We start from the raw sequence: 17453 nt of genomic DNA, 5'->3' as shown, positions 1-17453 counted from the left end.
CAGCGCCAGCCTTCGCACCCCGCCACCCACCTACCGAACCTGCGCCACTGTGCTGAACTGACTTTTGATATGGACTATCCCGGAAACCTGTATGTTGTGGCAGCGCCCAGTGGCGCAGGCAAATCGAGCCTGGTGAAGGCCTTGATGGAGCTGGATTCACGCGTTGTGCCATCGATCTCGCACACCACGCGAGCGCCGCGGGGCCAGGAATTCCACGGCCGTGAGTACTACTTCGTGAGCCAGGACACATTTGACCAGATGGTGATCCAGCAGGCGTTCCTGGAATGGGCAGAGGTCCACGGAAACCGATATGGAACGTCCAAGCAGGTGATCGAGCAACGCATGGCTCAGGGTGCCGATGTGGTGCTGGAGATCGACTACCAAGGCGCCATTCAGGTCAAGCGCATCTACCCCAACGCAGTGCTGGTGTTCATCTTGCCGCCCAGTCTGGAAGAGTTGCGCTCGCGCCTGGAGCGCCGGGCGGAGGACAGCCCAGAGGTGATCGAGTTGCGTCTGAAGAACGCAGCGACCGAGATGCAGCATGCCCAGGCCTTCGATTTCGTTATAATCAATGAGTTGTTCGACCGGGCTCTGTTTGACCTAAAGGCCATTGTCCACGCCCAACGCCTCAAGTTCACCGCCCAGCGCATCGCTCGCGGAGATACCTTCAAGGCGCTCAACATCCCCTGAACCCTGTTTCCAACGGAGCCCAACATGGCACGCATCACTGTCGAAGACTGTCTGCAACAAATCCCCAACCGCTTTCAGCTGGTGTTGGCAGCTACTTACCGCGCCCGCATGCTGAGCCAGGGCCATGCCCCCAAGATCGAAAGCAAGAACAAGCCCGCCGTGACCGCCTTGCGCGAGATCGCCGAAGGCAAGATCGGTCTGGAAATGCTCAAGAAGGTGCCGCTCTGAGTGCAGAGCCAACCTTGAAAAAGCACCGCTTGGCGGTGTTTTTTTTCGCCTGCCCAAAGCTATGAGGCCTGGCTGGCAAGGGCATCAGGCCGGCAAGGGCAGCGCAAGGGACGCTGCCGCGCTAAAGTAGGGCCATGAGTCCCATGGTCGACACCTCACCGCCCGACCTGCCCGCGCCCCAAGCACACCCGGCAGACAGCGCGGCTGCTGCCAGCTTTGCCGCGCTGGTGGGCAAGCTCGACTACCTGGGGCCGGACGACATCGAGCACATCCGTCAGGCCTACCGTTTTGCTGACGAGGCCCATCTGGGCCAGCTGCGCAAAAATGGCGACCCCTACATCACGCACCCGATCGCAGTGGCGGCGCAATGCGCCGAGTGGAAGCTGGATGCTCAGGCGATGATGGCTGCGCTGATGCACGATGCGATCGAAGACTGTGGTGTGACCAAGGAAGACTTGGTTCAGCGATTTGGCGCACCGGTTGCCGAACTGGTGGATGGCCTGACCAAGCTCGAAAAGCTTGAGTTCGATACGCGGGAGCAAAACCAGGCCGAGTCGTTTCGCAAGATGCTTCTGGCCATGGCCAAGGACGTGCGCGTCATCCTGATCAAGCTTGCCGACCGCACGCACAACATGCGCACCATGGGCGACATGCCGCGCGACAAGTGGCAGCGAATCAGCAGCGAAACGTTGGAAATATACGCGCCCATTGCCCACCGTCTTGGGCTGAACTTCACCTACCGCGAATTGCAGGAACTGGCTTTTAGGTTCCTCTACCCCTGGCGATACGAGGTGCTGGACAAAGCACTCAACAAATCGCGCCACCGCCGACGGGACCTGATCGAGCGGGTGAAGGAAGAGGTGGAGAGGCTGTTCATCGGTCACGGCATGCAGGTGCGCATACTTGGGCGCGAAAAAACGCTGTATTCGGTCTACCGCAAGATGGACAGCAAACACCTGTCGTTCTCTCAGGTGACCGACATCTATGGCTTTCGCATCATCGTGCCCGAGCTCACCGACTGCTACACGGGCATGGGCATCCTGCACCAGCTGTACAAACCGGTCCCGGGAAAATTCCGGGACTATGTGGCCATCCCCAAGGTCAATGGCTACCAGTCTCTTCACACGACGCTGATCGGACCTTTCGGGACCAACATCGAGTTCCAGTTGCGCACCCACGCCATGGACGTGGTGGCCGAATCGGGCGTGGCTGCCCACTGGCTCTACAAGGCCAGCGAGCCGGGTAGCGACACGTCGCAGCGCCTGGGTACGCAGTGGCTGCAGTCGCTGCTCGACATCCAGCAGGAAACGCACGATGCCGCCGAGTTCTGGGACCACATCAAGATCGACCTGTTCCCGGACGCGGTGTACGTGTTCACCCCGCAGAGCAAAATTCTCTCGTTGCCTCGGGGCGCGACCGTGATGGACTTCGCCTACGCTATCCACAGCGGCGTCGGCAACCGCGCGGTGTCAGCACGCATCAACGGCGAAGAGACGCCGCTGCGCACCGAGCTCAACAACGGTGACGTGGTCGAAATCATCACCGGCGACCATGCCGAGCCCAATCCAGCCTGGCTGTCGTTCGTCAAAACGGGCCGCGCGCGCTCCAAGATCCGCCACCACTTAAAGACCCTGGCCCATGAGGAGTCGCACCTGCTGGGCGAGCGCATGCTGGCCCAGGCCCTGCGTTTCGAAGGCATCGCAAAACTGCCCAGCGAAGAAGGCGAACACAAGGCGGCCTGGGAAAAGCTGCTGCGTTTCACCGGAAACCAGTCGCGCGACGAGCTGCTGTCGGACATCGGCATGGGCAAGCGCATCGCCAGCATGGTGGGCAAGAAGCTGGCGGTGCTGTTGTCGGAAAACGGCCTCAAGCCCGACGCCCTACTCATCAGCCACGAGCGCTACGCCAGTGGACGAGAGGATTCTGCGCTGCAGGGCGTGGTCACCCTCGACGGCAGCGAAGGCGTTTCGGTTAAATACGCCAACTGCTGCAAGCCGATTCCGGGCGATCGCATCGTGGGCTACCTCGGCCGGGGTGAAGGCCTGATGGTGCACGCAGAAGACTGTCCCACCGGCAAGCGCCTGCTGCTGCGCGACAGCGAGCGTTTTCTCCAGGTGGAATGGGCCGATGAGCCGGTGCGGCCATTCGAGACCGTGGTCACCATCACCGTCACCAACGGCAAAGGCGTGTTGGCGCGTGTGGCGTCGGCCATGGCCAGCGCCGAAGCCGACATCACCCACGTCGACATGGGCGACGAGCCAGCGCAGAACGCCACCGAAATCCGATTCACCGTGGCGGTCCGTGACCGGCAACACCTGGCAGCGGTGTTGCGCAGCCTCAAGCGCACGGCGTCTGTGCTCAGGGCTCAGCGCGCCAAGAACATGAGGCCTTGATCAGTCCAATCGGGCGGTCGGATAGGTCACGGACAGCACTTCGAGCTCCTGCGGCCCATCAGGCAGCACCAACCTGACCACATCGCCCTCGCGCGCCTTGATCAGCGCACGCGCCACCGGCGAAATCCAGCTGATTTGGCCCTGGCTGGTGTCTGCCTCATCCACACCCAGGATGGTGACCCGGTTCTCCCTCCCGTCGCCATCGGCGTAGGCCACGGTGGCGCCAAAAAACACCTGATCGGAGCCTTCATGCAGGGAAGGATCGACCACCTCGGCGATTTCCAGGCGACCAGTCAGAAAGCGGATGCGCCGGTCAATTTCGCGCAGCCGCTTCTTGCCGTATAGGTAGTCCCCGTTCTCTGACCGATCGCCATTGCTGGCAGCCCAGTGCACGATGTCGACGATGCGGGGCCGCTCGTCGTCGATCAGGCTCATGAGCTCGTCCCGCAAGCGCTCGTAGCCCCCCCGGGTGATGTAGTTCTTGCCGTCGGGCGCGAGCGGCGGCCCAGACGGCAGATCATCGTCTTCGGGGTCGGTTTCTCGGGTGAAGGCCTTGCTCATGGGGCGGTGGATGGTGACACGACGGGCCAGAACCAGCAAAACGCAGGAGCCAAAGAAAAAGCCTGCAGCTTGTGGCTGCAGGCTTTTCATGTGGTGCGGCTGGCAGGAATTGAACCCACGACCCCTTGGTTCGTAGCCAAGTACTCTATCCAACTGAGCTACAGCCGCTAAGCCTCAAATTATAACCAGATTTCGGGTGGTAGGCCGTGTTGGACTTGAACCAACGACCAAAGGATTATGAGTCCTCTGCTCTGACCAACTGAGCTAACGGCCCCCCAGATGAATTGTAGGCCCTGGGGTTCAGCCGCCTTTGCTGTGACTCAGCGCGTTGCTCACCAGTTTGGCTGTCACGTCCACGATCTGGATCATGCGCTCGTAGGGCATGCGTTGCGGACCGATGACGCCCAGCGTGCCAACAACCTGACCGTCCACCTCATAGGGCGCAGTCACTACCGAGAGGCCTTCATACGGCACGACCTGGCTTTCACCGCCGATGTAAATGCGCACACCATCGGCCTGGGCCGATACGTCGAGCAGCCGCAGCAACTGCGTCTTTTGTTCAAACAGATCGAACATGCGACGCAGGTTACTCATGTCGCTGGAGAACTCGCTGACCGACAGCAGGTTGCGCTCGCCAGCCACCACCACCTCGTCCTGCTCGGACGGATCGTCGGGGCTCACGTCTACAGCAGCCCGCATCAAATCAGCAATTTCGCCTCGCAACCGATCCACTTCGCCCTTAAGGCGCTCACGCACCGCTTCCATGGTCAGGCCCGCGTAGTGCGCATTCAGGAAGTTGGCCGCTTCCAGCAGTTGCGACTGAGTGAAGTCGGCCTGGGTATGGATGATGCGGTTCTGTACGTCGCCATCGGGCGACACAATGATCACCAGCACGCGCCGTTCTGACAGGCTCAGGAACTCGATGTGCCGGAACACCGAACTGCGACGCGGCGCCATCACCACGCCGACAAATTGCGACAAATTCGACAGCATGTTGGCCGCGTGGCTGATCACGCGCTGCGGCTGGCCCGCCTCAATCCCGGGACCCGAGATGTCGCTGGGCACGCTGAGCTTCTCGCGGCGCACGGTCAGCATGGCGTCTACAAACAGCCGATAGCCTCGCGCGGTAGGAATGCGCCCGGCAGAGGTGTGCGGGCTGGCGATCAGCCCGAGCTCTTCCAGGTCGCTCATCACATTGCGGATGGTCGCGGGTGACAGCTCCATGCCGACGGCCTTGGCCAGGGTGCGCGATCCCACGGGTTGCCCGTCGGCGATGTATCGCTCGACCAGGGTCTTGAGCAGCAGTTTCGCGCGATCATCCAGCATGGCGCCATTCTAAGGACATGAGCCCGACCCCGGCGCTCCTGGCGGCAAGGGTTTCCGGGGTGCCGTCGCTGGGCGCACGCATGTTGTAATCCGGCCATGAACCCGTCTGCCCCTGCCCGCTCCGCACCGGCCACCGAGCCAAGCAAACTGCGCTTTGGGCATGTGGTCATTATCGGCAAGTATCAGGCGCCCGGCTCACGTCACGCGGTCGACCAGATCGCCCATTTTCTGCACGACGAAGGGTGCGACGTGTCGCTGGAGCGAGAGACCGCTCTCAACACCGGCCTGACTCAATACCCCGCGCTCGACGTCGCCGCCATGGGCAGCGCCTGCGACCTCGCGCTGGTGGTGGGCGGCGACGGCACCATGCTGGGCATTGGGCGGCAGCTGGCGCGCTATGGCCTGCCACTGGTGGGCGTGAATCAGGGTCGCCTAGGCTTTATGACCGACATTCCTTTCGACACCTTCCGCGATTCGCTGCACCCCATCTTGCGCGGCGCCTACGAAGAAGATGCGCGCGCCTTGATGGCGGCGTCGGTCTGGCGCGACGGGCGCTGCGTATTTGAAGCCACGGCGCTCAATGACGTGGTGGTCAACCGGGGTGGTGTCGCCAGCATGATCGAGCTGCGTGTGGAGGTGGACGGGCATTTTGTGGCCAACCAGCGCGCCGATGGCCTGATCATCGCGTCACCCACCGGCTCCACTGCCTACGCGCTGTCGGCTGGCGGGCCGCTGCTGCACCCCTCCATTGCCGGCTGGATTCTGGTGCCGATTGCACCGCACACCCTGTCCAACCGCCCGATCCTCTTACCGTCGAACAGCGAGATTGCAGTCGAGATCGTTTCAGGCAAAGACGCCAGTGCCAATTTCGACATGCAGTCGCTCACCAGCCTTCTGCACGGCGACCGCATCGTCGTGCGGCGCTCCGAGCATGAGTTGCGCCTGCTGCATCCTTTAGGCTGGAGCTATTTCGACACGCTGCGAAAGAAACTGCACTGGAACGAAGGCACCTGATTTCCCGGTCAGAATAGGGTCTCCGGGCTGCACTGCCCACATCCCTGCCCCCTTTTTCATGAGCCTTCGACGTATTGCCTTGCGCGACTTCGTCATCGTGCAATCCCTTGACCTGGATCTGGCCGAGGGCTTTTCGGTGCTGACGGGAGAAACCGGTGCGGGTAAGTCCATCCTGGTTGACGCCCTGCAGTTGGCGCTTGGCGCACGGGCCGAAAGCGGCGTGGTGCGTGAGGGCGCAGCGCGCTGCGAAATCGCGGCCGAGTTCGATGCCGGCGACAAAGTGACGGCGTGGCTCGAAGCTCAAGGATTCCCCATAGAAGACAGCCTGCTGCTGCGCCGCACGGTCGATGCCGACGGCCGCAGCCGCGCCTGGATCAACGGTGGCGCAGCGACCATGAGCCAGCTCAAGGCCCTGGCCGACGACCTGGTGGACATCCACGGACAACACGCTTGGCAATGTCTGACCCGCGCCGCCGCCGTGCGCGAATTGCTGGACGCATACGCTGGCATAGATGGTTCCTCAGCGCTAGCCGCCTGGACGCACTGGCGCGATCAACGCAAAGCGCTTCAAGCCGCCACCGAACGCCAGAGCAGCCTGCGGCAGGACAGCGAACGCCTGGGCTGGCAGATCACCGAGCTCGATAAGCTCAGCCCCAAGCTTGAGGAATGGAGCGAACTCAACACGCAACACAGCCGCCTGGCCAATGCGCAGGGATTGATTGAGGCGGCAGAGCTGGCTGCCCGCTTGCTCGACGAGCAGGAAGACAGCGCAGCCGCGCTGATCCACCGGGCGCTGGCCGCCCTGCGCGCCCAGGCCCACATCGAGCCCGCGTTTGCCCATAGCGTCGAGACACTGGAAGCTGCGTTGGCCCAGGTGCAGGACAGCGTGCACAGCCTGAATCAGGTCGCGCGCCACACCGACCAGGACCCGGCCAGTCTGGCCCAACTCGACGATCGTCTGGCGCAATGGATGGCGCTAGCGCGGCGCTACCGCAGTGCACCCGAAGACCTGGCACAGTTGCACGCGCAATGGCGCGCCGAACTCGCGCAGATCGACCAAGCACTCGATATCGACGCCCTGCAACAGGCCGAGCGGCAGGCATGGCAGGCTTTCGAAACCGAGATCCAGGCACTCGGCCGACTGCGCCAGCAGGCCGCACCGCGCCTGTCGAAAGCGGTCACTGCCACCATGCAGACCTTGGGTATGGGCGGCGGTCGCTTCGAGGTGAGCCTGCAACGCCTCGATGAACCACAGGCGCATGGCTGGGAGCAGGTGGAATTTCTGGTTGCGGGCCATGCTGGTGTGACACCGCGCCCAGTGGGGAAGGTGGCCTCGGGTGGGGAGCTATCGCGCATCGCGCTGGCCATTTCGGTCATCACCAGCCAGCTGGGGCAGGCGCCAACGCTGATTTTTGATGAAGTCGATGCGGGCGTCGGTGGCGCGGTGGCGCAAACCGTGGGCCAGTTGCTGCGCCAGCTCGGTCGCGACCGGCAGGTGCTGGCGGTCACCCACTTGCCCCAGGTCGCAGCCAGTGCCGATCACCACCTGCTGGTGAGCAAGCAACGCAGCGGGCGGCAGACACTGAGTTCGGTGCAGGCGATCACAGAGGATGCGCGGGTGAGCGAACTGGCCCGCATGCTCGGTGGCGGTGATGCTTCAGCAGCGTCGCTGGCGCATGCGCGCGAAATGCTCACCTCCTGATATCAGCCACATGAACGAATCCCAAGAATCTGCCATCCGCCTGGTGCTGGTCACTGGCATGTCTGGATCGGGCAAGTCGGTCGCGCTGACCGCGTTGGAGGACGTGGGGTTTTATTGCGTCGATAACCTACCCCCCGAACTGCTGGAAGCCTTCATTTCGCTCGAACAAGGCCTGCGCGCCGACAAGGTGGCCATCGCCATGGACGTGCGCAGCGCTGATTCGCTGCCTGGTTTGCCGCAGCGCCTGGCGTTGTTGCAGGGACGGCCCCAGCGCAGCGTACACCTGACCACCGTGTTTCTTGACGCCACGACCGACACGCTGGTGCGCCGGTTCTCGGAAACCCGCCGCGTGCACCCACTTTCGCTCAAGAGCGCCAACGACCAACACCGCGCACTCACCGACGCCATCGAGCACGAACGCGAATTGTTGGCCGAGCTGCGCGAGCAGGCGCTGGTGTTCGACACCAGCCTGATTCGCCCGGCCCAGCTGCGCAGCCAGATCAAGGACTTGCTGGGCGCCACGCAGGCGCCGCTGACGCTGGTGTTCGAATCTTTCGCGTTCAAACGCGGCATCCCGATGGACGCAGACTTTGTCTTCGATGTGCGCATGCTGCCGAACCCTCACTACGAGCCCGAACTCAAGCCACTGACGGGGCGCGACGCCCCTGTGGCCAGTTTTCTGGCAGCGCAGCCTGAAGTGCTGCGCATGCGCGATCAGCTCACAGCATTCCTGCGGGACTGGTTGCCACAGATGCTGCGTGACCACCGCAGCTACGTCACAGTGGCCATCGGTTGTACCGGCGGCCAGCACCGCTCGGTCTACCTGGTCGAGGCGCTGTCCCAAACCTTCGCATCCGACTGGTCCACCCGGGTGCGCCATCGGGAAATTGGCGACTGGCCGGCGCGCACCCAACGCGCCACGGACGTCGGCTGATTCACGCCTTAGCCTCAGCTCGCGAGTTGCTGGTACAGGCTGCGCACTGGCGCGGGCAAGCCGAGCGTGGCCAGTTCATCGGGTGTCACCCACTCACCTGGCGCCAGAAAATCGGCAACCAGCGAACGGTCCACACACACCACCACAGGATGCAGCCTCAGCTCGCGGTGGGTCAGGCTGTGGGCAACAGCCGGCAGGTGCTGAGCTGCCTGCCAGGCTTGCGCCGGCACACGCTGCTGCAGTTCCGCTTCACTTCTCAGCACCGGCGGGCAAAACAGGCCAGCCCAGATGCCGGGCGCGGGGCGGCGCTCCAGCCAGAAGTCCATCCCACCCTGGGCTGGCGACGGGCTCTGCAGCATCAGCAACCACCAGCTTTCTGAACGGCGCTTGACCCTGGATGACTTCACCGGAAACTGCGTCACCGCGCCACTCGCACGGGCCTGACAGAGCGACTGCACCGGGCACCGTTCACACAGCGGCTGGCTGCGCCGGCACACGGTAGCGCCCAGGTCCATCAGACCCTGGGTGTAGGCGCTCATATCAGCCGGTGTGGGAGACTGCGGCAGCAGGCCTTGCGCCAGCGCCCAGAGCTCGCGCTGACTCGCCACCTGCGCCAGGTCCTGGTCAAATGCCAGCAAGCGCGCCAGCACCCGCCGCACATTGCCATCCACGATGGACACCCGCTCGCCATGACAGAACGCCGCAATGGCCGCCGCGGTCGAGGCCCCAATGCCTGGCAAGTTCTGCAGCTGAGCCGCCGTTGAGGGAAAAACGCCGCCATGGTCTTTCACCACCACCTGGGCGCAACGGTGCAGGTTGCGGGCTCGGGAGTAGTAGCCCAGTCCGGCCCACAGGCTCATCACCGCGTCGGCAGGCGCATCAGCCAGCGACTGGACGTCGGGGAATCGATGCAGAAAGCGGTCGAAATAGGTGAGCACGGTGCTCACCTGGGTCTGTTGCAGCATGACCTCAGACAACCAGACACGGTAAGGGTCTCGGGTATGTTGCCAGGGAAGGCCGTGCCGTCCGTGTTGGCGTTGCCAGGCAATCAGGCGCGGCGCAAACGCGCCCGGCAGCTGGTCCAGGCCCGCCGCCGCGGGCAAGACGCTCATGCGAGCGCGTCTTCGACCGGCGCTTCTTCAGGCGAGGCCAGCAGGTGGTCTGTGAGTTCGGTGAGCTTGGCGTCAAGCAGGTTGAGTTCAGCCTGCTGCATCTGCAGCTCGCGAATGCGCTCGTTGAGACCACCGGCAGCCTGCTGAATGCGCGAGACCGCTTCGATGCGCCGACCAAAGTTGCGCCGGCGCTCGCGCAGCTGTGCATCGAGCTGGGCCGCGGCCGATTTGTTCCAGAGTTCGACCTGGTTGACTGCGCTCTCGAACACCACCCGCAGGCGGCTCATGAGCGCACGCGCCAGGCGCTCGCCAAATTCGGGCTGGGCCAGGCGCAGGGCGTTGCCCAGGCTCAAGTACTGCAAGTGGCTCTTCTCGACCAGATCCAGCTCTTTGATGTATTGCGCCAGATTGGGTGGCTCAGGCGTCTGCAGCGAAAAACCGTACTCCGCATTCAGCCCCTTGAAACTGCCTTCCAGCATGGACTGGATTTCACCCGCCAGGCGGTCGGCCTGTTGCAGGCCGGCGCGCAGCCGGTCGAAGGTGTGGCCGTACACGCGCCGCACGCCCAGCTTGACGCCGGGCTGCTTGAGGGCGCGCGCCAGCTCCATCACTTCGGTCTTGAGTTGGGTCGCGCTCAACAGATCGAACAAATCCTTGAGTAGGCGCAGGTGCACCGAGCGCACCGCCTGGATCTTGGCACCGCTGGCGTCAAAGTCGGCCTGCTCCTGCTCAATTCGCAAACGCATTTGCTTGATCACGCCAGCATTTTTCCCGCGCAGGCCTTCCAGCTCCTGCACCTGCTCCACCAGATCGCGCGCCCGGATGTGCACCAGCCGTCCGGTTTCGTCGCGCAAGGCGTCGATGCCTGATGAAACGGCAGCGGTGAGGATCTTTCGGCGCTGTCCCAGCAGGCCGACGCCAAGCGCCGCTTCCAACTCCAGCAGGTTGCTAGCTTCCAGCAGCTTCTCGTCGCGGTTGACTTTGGCCAGCAGGCCTTTCTGCGCCGACACCGCCAGAACCTGGCGCGGAGACAGGCCCAGGATGTCGGCCGAATCGGTGCGCTGAGAGGCAATCTGCAGCTGCACCTGCTCGGGTGTACTCAGGGCATCCCACATAGTGTCGATCTTGTTGAGTACCACCAGCCGCGACTCGCGCCCTTCGCCCAGGGCGGCCAGGTGCTGGCGCCAGATGGTCAGGTCGGACTTGGTCACGCCGGTGTCGGCCGCAAGGATGAACACCACCGCGTGCGCCTGCGGCAGCAGGCTCACCGTGAGTTCAGGCTCGGCGCCGATGGCGTTGAGTCCGGGCGTGTCCAGGATCACTAAGCCCTGCTTGAGCAGCGGGTGCGCCATATTGATCAGAGCGTGGCGCCATTTCGGCACCTCGATCAACCCGTCCGGCCCGGGCAGCGGGTTGTCTTCCGGTGTCTCTTCGTTCCAGAAACCCAGTGAAGCCGCTTCGGCCCGGCTGACGCGACGGACTTCGGCCACCTTCTGGATCGCCTTGGCCAGCTGCTTGGGATCGTTCACATCAAGATCGACCCGCTCCCATTTGTTGGGTGCATTGCGCCAGTCCAGCAGCGACTGGGGTTGCAAACGCGTCTCGATCGGTAGCAAGCGCAAGCAGGGCGGAATCTCGGCGTCGTAGGCCAGCTCGGTGGGGCACATGGTGGTCCGCCCCGCGCTCGCCGGCATGATACGTCGGCCATAGCCGGCGAAAAACACCGCATTGATCAGCTCGGATTTGCCGCGCGAGAACTCGGCGACAAAGGCCACCATGATCTTGTCGCTCTTGACCTCGGCGTGCAGTTGCTCCAGGCGATCGCGCACGCCTGGCTGCATGAGGTCGTGATCGATCAGCCACTCGGACAAGAGCTTGAGCCGCAGAGCAAACTGCTTGCGCCACGCCCCGTACTCGTCGAAATCCTGAATGAAGCTCATACGCCGTGCTCTGAATTAAGCGGCCAATATAGCATCGCGCTCGCCGGCGCAAACAGCGGGAAAGTCACGGGACCCGGGCAGTCATGGCTCAGGTCTTTTGGCAGACCGGGCAATAAAAGGTCGAGCGCTGACCCTGGCGAAGGGTCTTGATGGGTGTCTCGCAGACGCGGCAGGGCTGGCCTGCGCGGCCGTAGACCATGGCGTCGAGCTGAAAGTAGCCGCTCTGGCCTTCGGCATTGGAGAAGTCGCGCAGCGTGCTGCCACCCAGCGCCAGTGCGCGCTGCAGCACCGTCACCACAGCTTGCTGCAGCCGACGTGCGGCAGGTTTGCTCAGCTGATCGGCGCCCCGGGTGGGGCGGATACCGGCGAGGTACAGGGCTTCGGAGGCATAGATATTGCCCACACCAACCACGATGTCACCAGACAGCAGCACCTGTTTGATGCTGGCGCGCCTCTGCTTCAGCCGTTGGTGAAAGGACACAGGGTCGAACCCGGCCTCCAGCGGCTCCACACCCAGCCCACCCAGCAGCTTTTTCGGCACCGGGTCGTCAAGGGTCTCGGCGAACACCACCGCGCCAAACCGGCGCGGGTCGTGCATGCGCAGCCGTCCGCGCGTGGTTGCCAGCTCAAAGTGGTCGTGGATGCCGCGTGGTGGAAGCTCGGTGGCGAACTGCAGGCTGCCCGACATACCCAGATGCAGCAGCAACCAGCCCTGATCCAGCTCCACCAGCAAATACTTGCCGCGCCGGCCGACCGCACGAACCACCTGACCCACCAGACGCTCGCGCTCCACGCCTAGAGGCCAGCGCAAGGGTTTGCCCAGATGCAGATGGGTGATGCGGGCGCCGGCGATGCGATCGGCAAAGCTGCGGCGGGTGACTTCGACTTCTGGCAATTCAGGCATGAAAACCGTTCGTTGACGCAGCGCCCGGGAACGCGCATGGGGGCATGGGATCTCAAGACCCGGGCTCTTTGGCCTTCCATTATCATGACTCGATGAACACCTTGCGCCGCGCCGATCAGGCGGACTCTCTCTCAGAAAAGCCTGTGCGCAGCAAGGTCGGGCGGCCGCTGGCCGCGGTAATAAGTCTGCTGCTGAGTGCCACTTCCCTTCAAGCCCAAACAGCAGCGCAGGCACCCGACGCTGTGACGCCTGGCTTCAGCAACTCGGCACTCACGGCGCCCCTCTTCTACCAGCTGCTGCTCGGCGAGCTCAATGTGCGCGGCGGCGACGCGGGCGCTGGCTATTCGCTGCTACTCGACGCCGCCCGCAAGCAACGCGATCCGGCGCTGTTCCGCCGCGCGGTCGAGGTGGCCCTGCAGAACCGCTCGGGAGAAGCAGCCCTGAGCGCAGCGCGAGCCTGGTCCACCGACCTGCCGCAAGACGCCGAAGCCGACCGCTACCTGCTGCAGATCTTGCTGGCGCTCAACCGGGTGGGCGAAACTGCGCCAGTGTTGCGAGCCATCGTGGAACGCAGCGCGGCGACCGAACGCAACAATACACTCAACGCCATCCCCCAGACCTACGCCCGCGTTCCCGACAAGGCAGCGGCACTGAAAGTCGTGCGCGAAGCGCTGACCGATTCCTTGAGCAAGAGCGACCGAGCAGCTGCGGCATGGACAACCATCGGTCGCATGCAGCTCGCGGCCGAACAGGTGGAGCCTGCCCTGGCATCCATGCGCCAGGGCCACGCAGCCGACCCAGCCTCGCCATTTCCCGCGCTGCTGGCGCTGGAGCTGTTCGAGCGCGGGCAGGCCGATGCGGAAGCCGTCATCCTGCGCCATCTGAATGCCGCTGAAGCGAGCACCGGCCCTCGCGAACCCTCGGTTGCCCTGACCTATTCCCGGGTGCTGCTGGACCTACAGCGCAGCGCCGAAGCGCGCACCCAGCTGGACGCGCTCACCGCCCGCCATCCCGACATACCCGAACCCTGGCTGCTGCTGGCCACCTTGCAGGTGCAGTCCGACGCCCTGCCCGCGGCCACGCGGTCGCTGCAGACCTATATGACGTTGGCCCGCCAGTCCGGTAACGAGCGAACCGCGCGCGGGCTCACCCAGGCCTATCTGCTGATGGCCCAGATCGCCGAGAAGCAGCAGGATTTCCCCGCCGCCAACGCCTGGCTGGACCGGATCGAAAACGCTGACGACATCATGGCCGCTCAGATGCGGCGCGCCTCGCTGCTGGCGCGTCAGGGCCAGCTCGAGCAGGCGCGTGCCCTGCTGCGCAACCAGCCCGAGCGGCGCGAGGGCGATGCGCGCCTCAAGCTGGTGGCCGAGGCGCAACTGCTGCGCGATTTCAAGCAGTTCCAGGCTTCGTTTGATGTGTACGGCGAAGCGGTCAAGCGCTTTCCTGATGACGCCGATCTGCTCTACGAACAGGCCATGATGGCCGAGAAGGCCGACCGCCTGCCCGACATGGAACGCCTGCTGCGCCAGCTGATCGCCGCCAAGCCCGACTACCACCATGCCTACAACGCGCTGGGGTACTCCCTGGCTGACCGCAACATCCGCCTGCCCGAGGCCAAGCAGCTGATCGAAAAAGCGGTCTCGCTGGCGCCCAACGATGCCTACATCCAGGACAGCCTGGCCTGGGTTGAGTACCGCCTGGGCAACAACGCTCGCGCGCTCGAGATCCTGCAGGCGGCCTACGCCAAACGGCCCGACGCCGAAATCGCCGCCCACCTGGGCGAGGTGCTTTGGGTGAAGGGTCAGCGCGAGCAGGCGCTCAAGATCTGGCGCGAAGGCCTGCTGCTGGCCAGCGACAACGAGACCCTGCAATCAACTCTCAAGCGGTTTCAGGTCACCCCGTGAGCAGCCAAGCATCGTCAGTCGGCCTCGCACAGCGTCGCCGGTTGTTGGGCGGCTTGTTGGTTGTGCCGCTCGCTCTGGTGGCCTGCGCCACGCCACCGGGCTCCAGTCCTTCGGTGGCCGATGTCTGGAGCGGGCGGCTGGCCTTGAGAGTAGACAGCGATCCACCTCAGTCGTTTTCCGCTGGCTTCGACCTGCGCGGCGCGCCCGAGGCGGGCGAACTGCTGCTCAACTCCCCCTTGGGCAATACGGTGGCCCAGGTGCGCTGGTCGCCAGCGGGTGCCGTGCTGCAGCAAGGTGGCCAGGTGCAACACCGTACCAGCCTGGACGAGCTCACCACCGAGCTCAGCGGCACCGCGCTGCCCGTGGCGGCCCTGTTCAGCTGGTTGCGCGGCGAAAACCCGTCGGCATCGGGCTGGACCGCTGACCTGTCTCAACAACGCCAGGGCCGCATCATTGCACGCCGCCACAGCCCCCTGCCCACCGCCGAACTGCGCCTGCTGTTTCTGCCATGACGTCATCAGGAGCCGCCACACCGCTGCGCTCGCTGCACGATGTGCCAGCACCGGCCAAGCTCAACCTCTTTCTGCATATCACCGGGCGCCGCCCCGATGGCTACCACCTGCTGCAATCGGTCTTCATGCTGATTGACTGGAGCGATCGACTGCACTTTGATCGGAGAGAAAGCGGCCAGATCAGCCGGGAAGACCTGGGTGGAGCTCACCTGCCCGCTGACGATTTGTGCACCCAGGCGGCCAGGGCCCTTCAAACGGCCACGGGGTGTTCATTCGGGGTGCACATCGGCCTGGACAAGCGCCTGCCCGCTGAAGCGGGCCTGGGTGGTGGATCGTCCGATGCTGCCAGCTGCCTGCTGGCGCTCAACCGGCTCTGGGGCCTAGGCCTGCGCCGGCAGCAGCTGGCCGAGATCGGCATCCAACTGGGCGCCGACGTGCCGTTCTTCGTGCATGGGCGCAACGCCTGGGTAGAAGGCGTGGGCGAGCAAGTCACACCGATCTCGCTGGCGCCAGCCCGGTTTGTGGTGATCAAGCCACCGGCAGGAGCCTCCACCCCGCGCATCTTTGGCGACACCGCACTCAAACGAGACACGGAAACTGCTACAATCCAAGGCTTTGCTGCAAACGACCACGCCGACCAACAGTCGGGCCCGTTGCGGTGCGAAATCGGGCAACTGCTGGATTTTGGCCACAACGACTTGCAACCGGTGGTGGAGCGCTTGTGCCCGGACATGTCGAAGTGCCTGCAGTGGCTAGCCAGCCACGGTTTGCAGGGTCGCATGACCGGCTCAGGCACCGCGGTGTTTGCGCAGCTGCCGCAGGCGATGGACCTGCCCGATGCCCCGCCGCATTGGGTGGTTAAGGTCTGCAGCAACATGGATGCTCATCCATTGCTGGACTGGTGTTCCGATTAGAATCGGAGTTCGCATCAGCCCCGGCAGTTGATGCGTGACCTGCGACGTTTTTGGGTGGACTGAAACAGCTTTAATGCCGATCGGTCGACCTGCGTAGGGGAGTCGCCAAGTTGGTAAAGGCACTGGATTTTGATTCCAGCATGCGAGGGTTCGAGTCCTTCCTCCCCTGCCACTCACTTTGTTCACATCACGCACCGGAACCGCCGCTGCACACCACCGCCGGCGCCGCGGCTCAACGCTATGGATGCAGCTCACACCGCCATGCAGGTTCAACCCCCGGACTTCATGATCTTCACTGGCAATGCCAATCCGGTGTTGGCCTCGGAGATCGCACACAGCCTAGGTACCCAGTTGGGCGGGGCCAATGTGGGCCGATTCTCCGACGGTGAGGTCACGGTGGAGATCACCCAAAACGTGCGCGCACGCCATGCGTTCGTGATCCAGTCCACTTGCGCACCGACCAACGAAAACTTGATGGAGCTGATCATCATGGTCGACGCGCTCAAGCGTGCGTCTGCGGTGAGCATCTCTGCGGTGATCCCCTACTACGGCTACGCCCGCCAGGACCGTCGTCCGCGCTCAAGCCGAGTGCCGATTTCGGCCAAGGTGGTGGCCAACATGCTGCAGGCCGTGGGTGTGAACCGCGTGCTCACCATGGACCTGCATGCCGACCAGATCCAGGGCTTTTTCGACATTCCGGTGGACAACATCTACGCCTCGCCGGTGCTGCTGGGTGATCTGCGTCAGAAGAACTACACCGATCTGCTGGTGGTTTCACCCGATGTGGGCGGTGTGGTGCGCGCCCGCGCCCTGGCCAAGCAGCTCAACTGCGACATGGCCATCATTGACAAGCGTCGGCCCAAGGCCAACGTGTCCGAGGTGATGCACGTGATCGGCGACATCGATGGCCGCAACTGCGTCATCATGGACGACATGATCGACACCGCCGGCACCTTGGTGAAGGCGGCCGAGGTGCTCAAGGAGCGTGGTGCCAAGAACGTCTACGCCTACTGCACCCACCCCATCTTTTCCGGTCCCGCCATCGAACGCATCGCCAAGGGCGACGCACTTGATGAGGTGGTCGTGACCAACACCATTCCATTGTCGCAGGCCGCCCAGGCCTGCAAAAAGATCCGCCAGCTCTCTGTGGCGCCGTTGATGGCTGAGACCATCGCGCGCATTGCCTCGGGTGAGTCGGTCATGAGTTTGTTTGCCGATCAGGACAACCTGTTCTGACGGCAGCAAAAAGCGAACCGCGCCATCCGCGCAGTTCTTTTCAACCCGAGGCGTTCTGGTCGCGGAACCCCTCAACAGGA

15 protein-coding genes and 3 tRNA genes are annotated in these 17453 nt (G+C 63.8%); 11 read left to right on the top strand and 7 right to left on the bottom strand.

The features are described 5' to 3' along the window. The first annotated feature begins 69 nt into the window (after nucleotides 1–69). The 3 genes from gmk (at nucleotide 70) to GPT34_RS08570 (ending at nucleotide 3311) form a co-directional block, all read left to right on the top strand. Entirely contained in the window at nucleotides 70–690 is a 621-nt protein-coding gene (gene gmk, locus GPT34_RS08580; protein ID WP_291011081.1) for a guanylate kinase, read from the top strand. Between the two features lie 24 nt (nucleotides 691–714). Beyond that, the gene (gene rpoZ, locus GPT34_RS08575) at nucleotides 715–918 is read left to right on the top strand and encodes a DNA-directed RNA polymerase subunit omega (protein WP_291011079.1); all 204 of its coding nucleotides are present in this window, start codon (nucleotides 715–717) and stop codon (nucleotides 916–918) included. Between the two features lie 143 nt (nucleotides 919–1061). Further along, nucleotides 1062–3311 (top strand): bifunctional (p)ppGpp synthetase/guanosine-3',5'-bis(diphosphate) 3'-pyrophosphohydrolase, encoded by a 2250-nt coding sequence (locus tag GPT34_RS08570; RefSeq protein WP_291011180.1) that lies wholly within the window; start codon nucleotides 1062–1064, stop codon nucleotides 3309–3311. Here GPT34_RS08570 and greB read toward each other — a convergent pair whose 3' ends face one another. The 4 genes from greB to hrcA form a co-directional block, all read right to left on the bottom strand. Next, on the bottom strand, nucleotides 3312–3962 hold the full coding sequence (greB, locus tag GPT34_RS08565; RefSeq protein ID WP_291011076.1) for a transcription elongation factor GreB: 651 nt from the start codon (nucleotides 3960–3962) through the stop codon (nucleotides 3312–3314). Nucleotide 3963: 1 nt separating this feature from the next. Beyond that, nucleotides 3964–4040 (bottom strand) — tRNA-Arg (locus GPT34_RS08560). A gap of 29 nt (nucleotides 4041–4069) precedes the next feature. Next, nucleotides 4070–4146: transfer RNA gene (locus GPT34_RS08555), tRNA-Ile, on the bottom strand. 26 nt (nucleotides 4147–4172) lie between these two features. Then, nucleotides 4173–5198 carry a heat-inducible transcriptional repressor HrcA gene (gene hrcA, locus GPT34_RS08550; RefSeq protein ID WP_291011073.1) on the bottom strand — a complete coding sequence of 342 codons (1026 nt, stop codon included), beginning with the start codon at nucleotides 5196–5198 and terminating at the stop codon, nucleotides 4173–4175. A 96-nt stretch (nucleotides 5199–5294) separates the two neighbouring features. On the opposite strand from hrcA, the gene GPT34_RS08545 reads away from it, so the two are divergent. From GPT34_RS08545 to rapZ, 3 genes are read left to right on the top strand one after another with little or no spacing between them, the layout of a single operon-like run. Continuing rightward, nucleotides 5295–6212, top strand: coding sequence for an NAD kinase (locus GPT34_RS08545; protein ID WP_291011071.1), 918 nt, complete (start codon nucleotides 5295–5297; stop codon nucleotides 6210–6212). Between the two features lie 58 nt (nucleotides 6213–6270). After that, on the top strand, nucleotides 6271–7914 hold the full coding sequence (gene recN / locus GPT34_RS08540; RefSeq protein WP_291011069.1) for a DNA repair protein RecN: 1644 nt from the start codon (nucleotides 6271–6273) through the stop codon (nucleotides 7912–7914). 10 nt (nucleotides 7915–7924) lie between these two features. Next, a complete protein-coding gene (gene rapZ / locus GPT34_RS08535; RefSeq protein WP_291011067.1) occupies nucleotides 7925–8848 on the top strand; it encodes an RNase adapter RapZ in 924 nt (307 codons plus the stop codon). 14 nt (nucleotides 8849–8862) lie between these two features. Here the strand turns inward: rapZ and mutY are convergent, their stop codons facing one another. From mutY to mutM, 3 genes are all read right to left on the bottom strand, one after another. After that, nucleotides 8863–9960, bottom strand: coding sequence for an A/G-specific adenine glycosylase (mutY, locus tag GPT34_RS08530; RefSeq protein WP_291011065.1), 1098 nt, complete (start codon nucleotides 9958–9960; stop codon nucleotides 8863–8865). Next, nucleotides 9957–11900 (bottom strand): dynamin family protein, encoded by a 1944-nt coding sequence (locus GPT34_RS08525; protein WP_291011062.1) that lies wholly within the window; start codon nucleotides 11898–11900, stop codon nucleotides 9957–9959. Before GPT34_RS08525 ends, mutY begins: the two co-directional genes overlap by 4 nt. A gap of 88 nt (nucleotides 11901–11988) precedes the next feature. Then, a complete protein-coding gene (gene mutM, locus GPT34_RS08520; RefSeq protein WP_291011060.1) occupies nucleotides 11989–12804 on the bottom strand; it encodes a bifunctional DNA-formamidopyrimidine glycosylase/DNA-(apurinic or apyrimidinic site) lyase in 816 nt (271 codons plus the stop codon). A 92-nt stretch (nucleotides 12805–12896) separates the two neighbouring features. Between mutM and GPT34_RS08515 the strand changes: the two genes are divergently transcribed. The 5 genes from GPT34_RS08515 (at nucleotide 12897) to GPT34_RS08495 (ending at nucleotide 17373) form a co-directional block, all read left to right on the top strand. Further along, on the top strand, nucleotides 12897–14711 hold the full coding sequence (locus tag GPT34_RS08515) for a tetratricopeptide repeat protein (RefSeq protein WP_291011058.1): 1815 nt from the start codon (nucleotides 12897–12899) through the stop codon (nucleotides 14709–14711). Beyond that, nucleotides 14708–15223, top strand: a complete 516-nt coding sequence (locus GPT34_RS08510) for an outer membrane lipoprotein LolB (protein WP_291011056.1) — start codon at nucleotides 14708–14710, stop codon at nucleotides 15221–15223. The genes GPT34_RS08515 and GPT34_RS08510 overlap by 4 nt, the downstream gene beginning before the upstream one ends. A 23-nt stretch (nucleotides 15224–15246) precedes the next feature. Beyond that, entirely contained in the window at nucleotides 15247–16137 is an 891-nt protein-coding gene (ispE, locus tag GPT34_RS08505) for a 4-(cytidine 5'-diphospho)-2-C-methyl-D-erythritol kinase (protein ID WP_291011177.1), read from the top strand. Between the two features lie 95 nt (nucleotides 16138–16232). Further along, nucleotides 16233–16309 (top strand) — tRNA-Gln (locus GPT34_RS08500). A gap of 89 nt (nucleotides 16310–16398) precedes the next feature. Next, the gene (locus GPT34_RS08495) at nucleotides 16399–17373 is read left to right on the top strand and encodes a ribose-phosphate pyrophosphokinase (RefSeq protein ID WP_291011053.1); all 975 of its coding nucleotides are present in this window, start codon (nucleotides 16399–16401) and stop codon (nucleotides 17371–17373) included. Nucleotides 17374–17453 lie beyond the last annotated feature (80 nt).

It is taken from the genome of Hydrogenophaga sp. (assembly GCF_011390835.1).
In the GTDB taxonomy this organism is placed as follows: Bacteria; Pseudomonadota; Gammaproteobacteria; order Burkholderiales; family Burkholderiaceae_C; genus Hydrogenophaga.
This window is presented reverse-complemented; position numbering and strand designations above follow the sequence as displayed.

Bases quoted from the DNA above. Each gene is read 5' to 3' on its own strand.
- gmk (WP_291011081.1), top strand. From the start codon at position 70: ATGGACTATCCCGGAAACCTGTATGTTGTGGCAGCGCCCAGTGGCGCA.
- rpoZ (WP_291011079.1), top strand. From the start codon at position 715: ATGGCACGCATCACTGTCGAAGACTGTCTGCAACAAATCCCCAACCGC.
- GPT34_RS08570 (WP_291011180.1), top strand. From the start codon at position 1,062: ATGGTCGACACCTCACCGCCCGACCTGCCCGCGCCCCAAGCACACCCG.
- greB (WP_291011076.1), bottom strand. From the start codon at position 3,962: ATGAAAAGCCTGCAGCCACAAGCTGCAGGCTTTTTCTTTGGCTCCTGC.
- hrcA (WP_291011073.1), bottom strand. From the start codon at position 5,198: ATGCTGGATGATCGCGCGAAACTGCTGCTCAAGACCCTGGTCGAGCGA.
- GPT34_RS08545 (WP_291011071.1), top strand. From the start codon at position 5,295: ATGAACCCGTCTGCCCCTGCCCGCTCCGCACCGGCCACCGAGCCAAGC.
- recN (WP_291011069.1), top strand. From the start codon at position 6,271: ATGAGCCTTCGACGTATTGCCTTGCGCGACTTCGTCATCGTGCAATCC.
- rapZ (WP_291011067.1), top strand. From the start codon at position 7,925: ATGAACGAATCCCAAGAATCTGCCATCCGCCTGGTGCTGGTCACTGGC.
- mutY (WP_291011065.1), bottom strand. From the start codon at position 9,960: ATGAGCGTCTTGCCCGCGGCGGCGGGCCTGGACCAGCTGCCGGGCGCG.
- GPT34_RS08525 (WP_291011062.1), bottom strand. From the start codon at position 11,900: ATGAGCTTCATTCAGGATTTCGACGAGTACGGGGCGTGGCGCAAGCAG.
- mutM (WP_291011060.1), bottom strand. From the start codon at position 12,804: ATGCCTGAATTGCCAGAAGTCGAAGTCACCCGCCGCAGCTTTGCCGAT.
- GPT34_RS08515 (WP_291011058.1), top strand. From the start codon at position 12,897: ATGAACACCTTGCGCCGCGCCGATCAGGCGGACTCTCTCTCAGAAAAG.
- GPT34_RS08495 (WP_291011053.1), top strand. From the start codon at position 16,399: ATGCAGGTTCAACCCCCGGACTTCATGATCTTCACTGGCAATGCCAAT.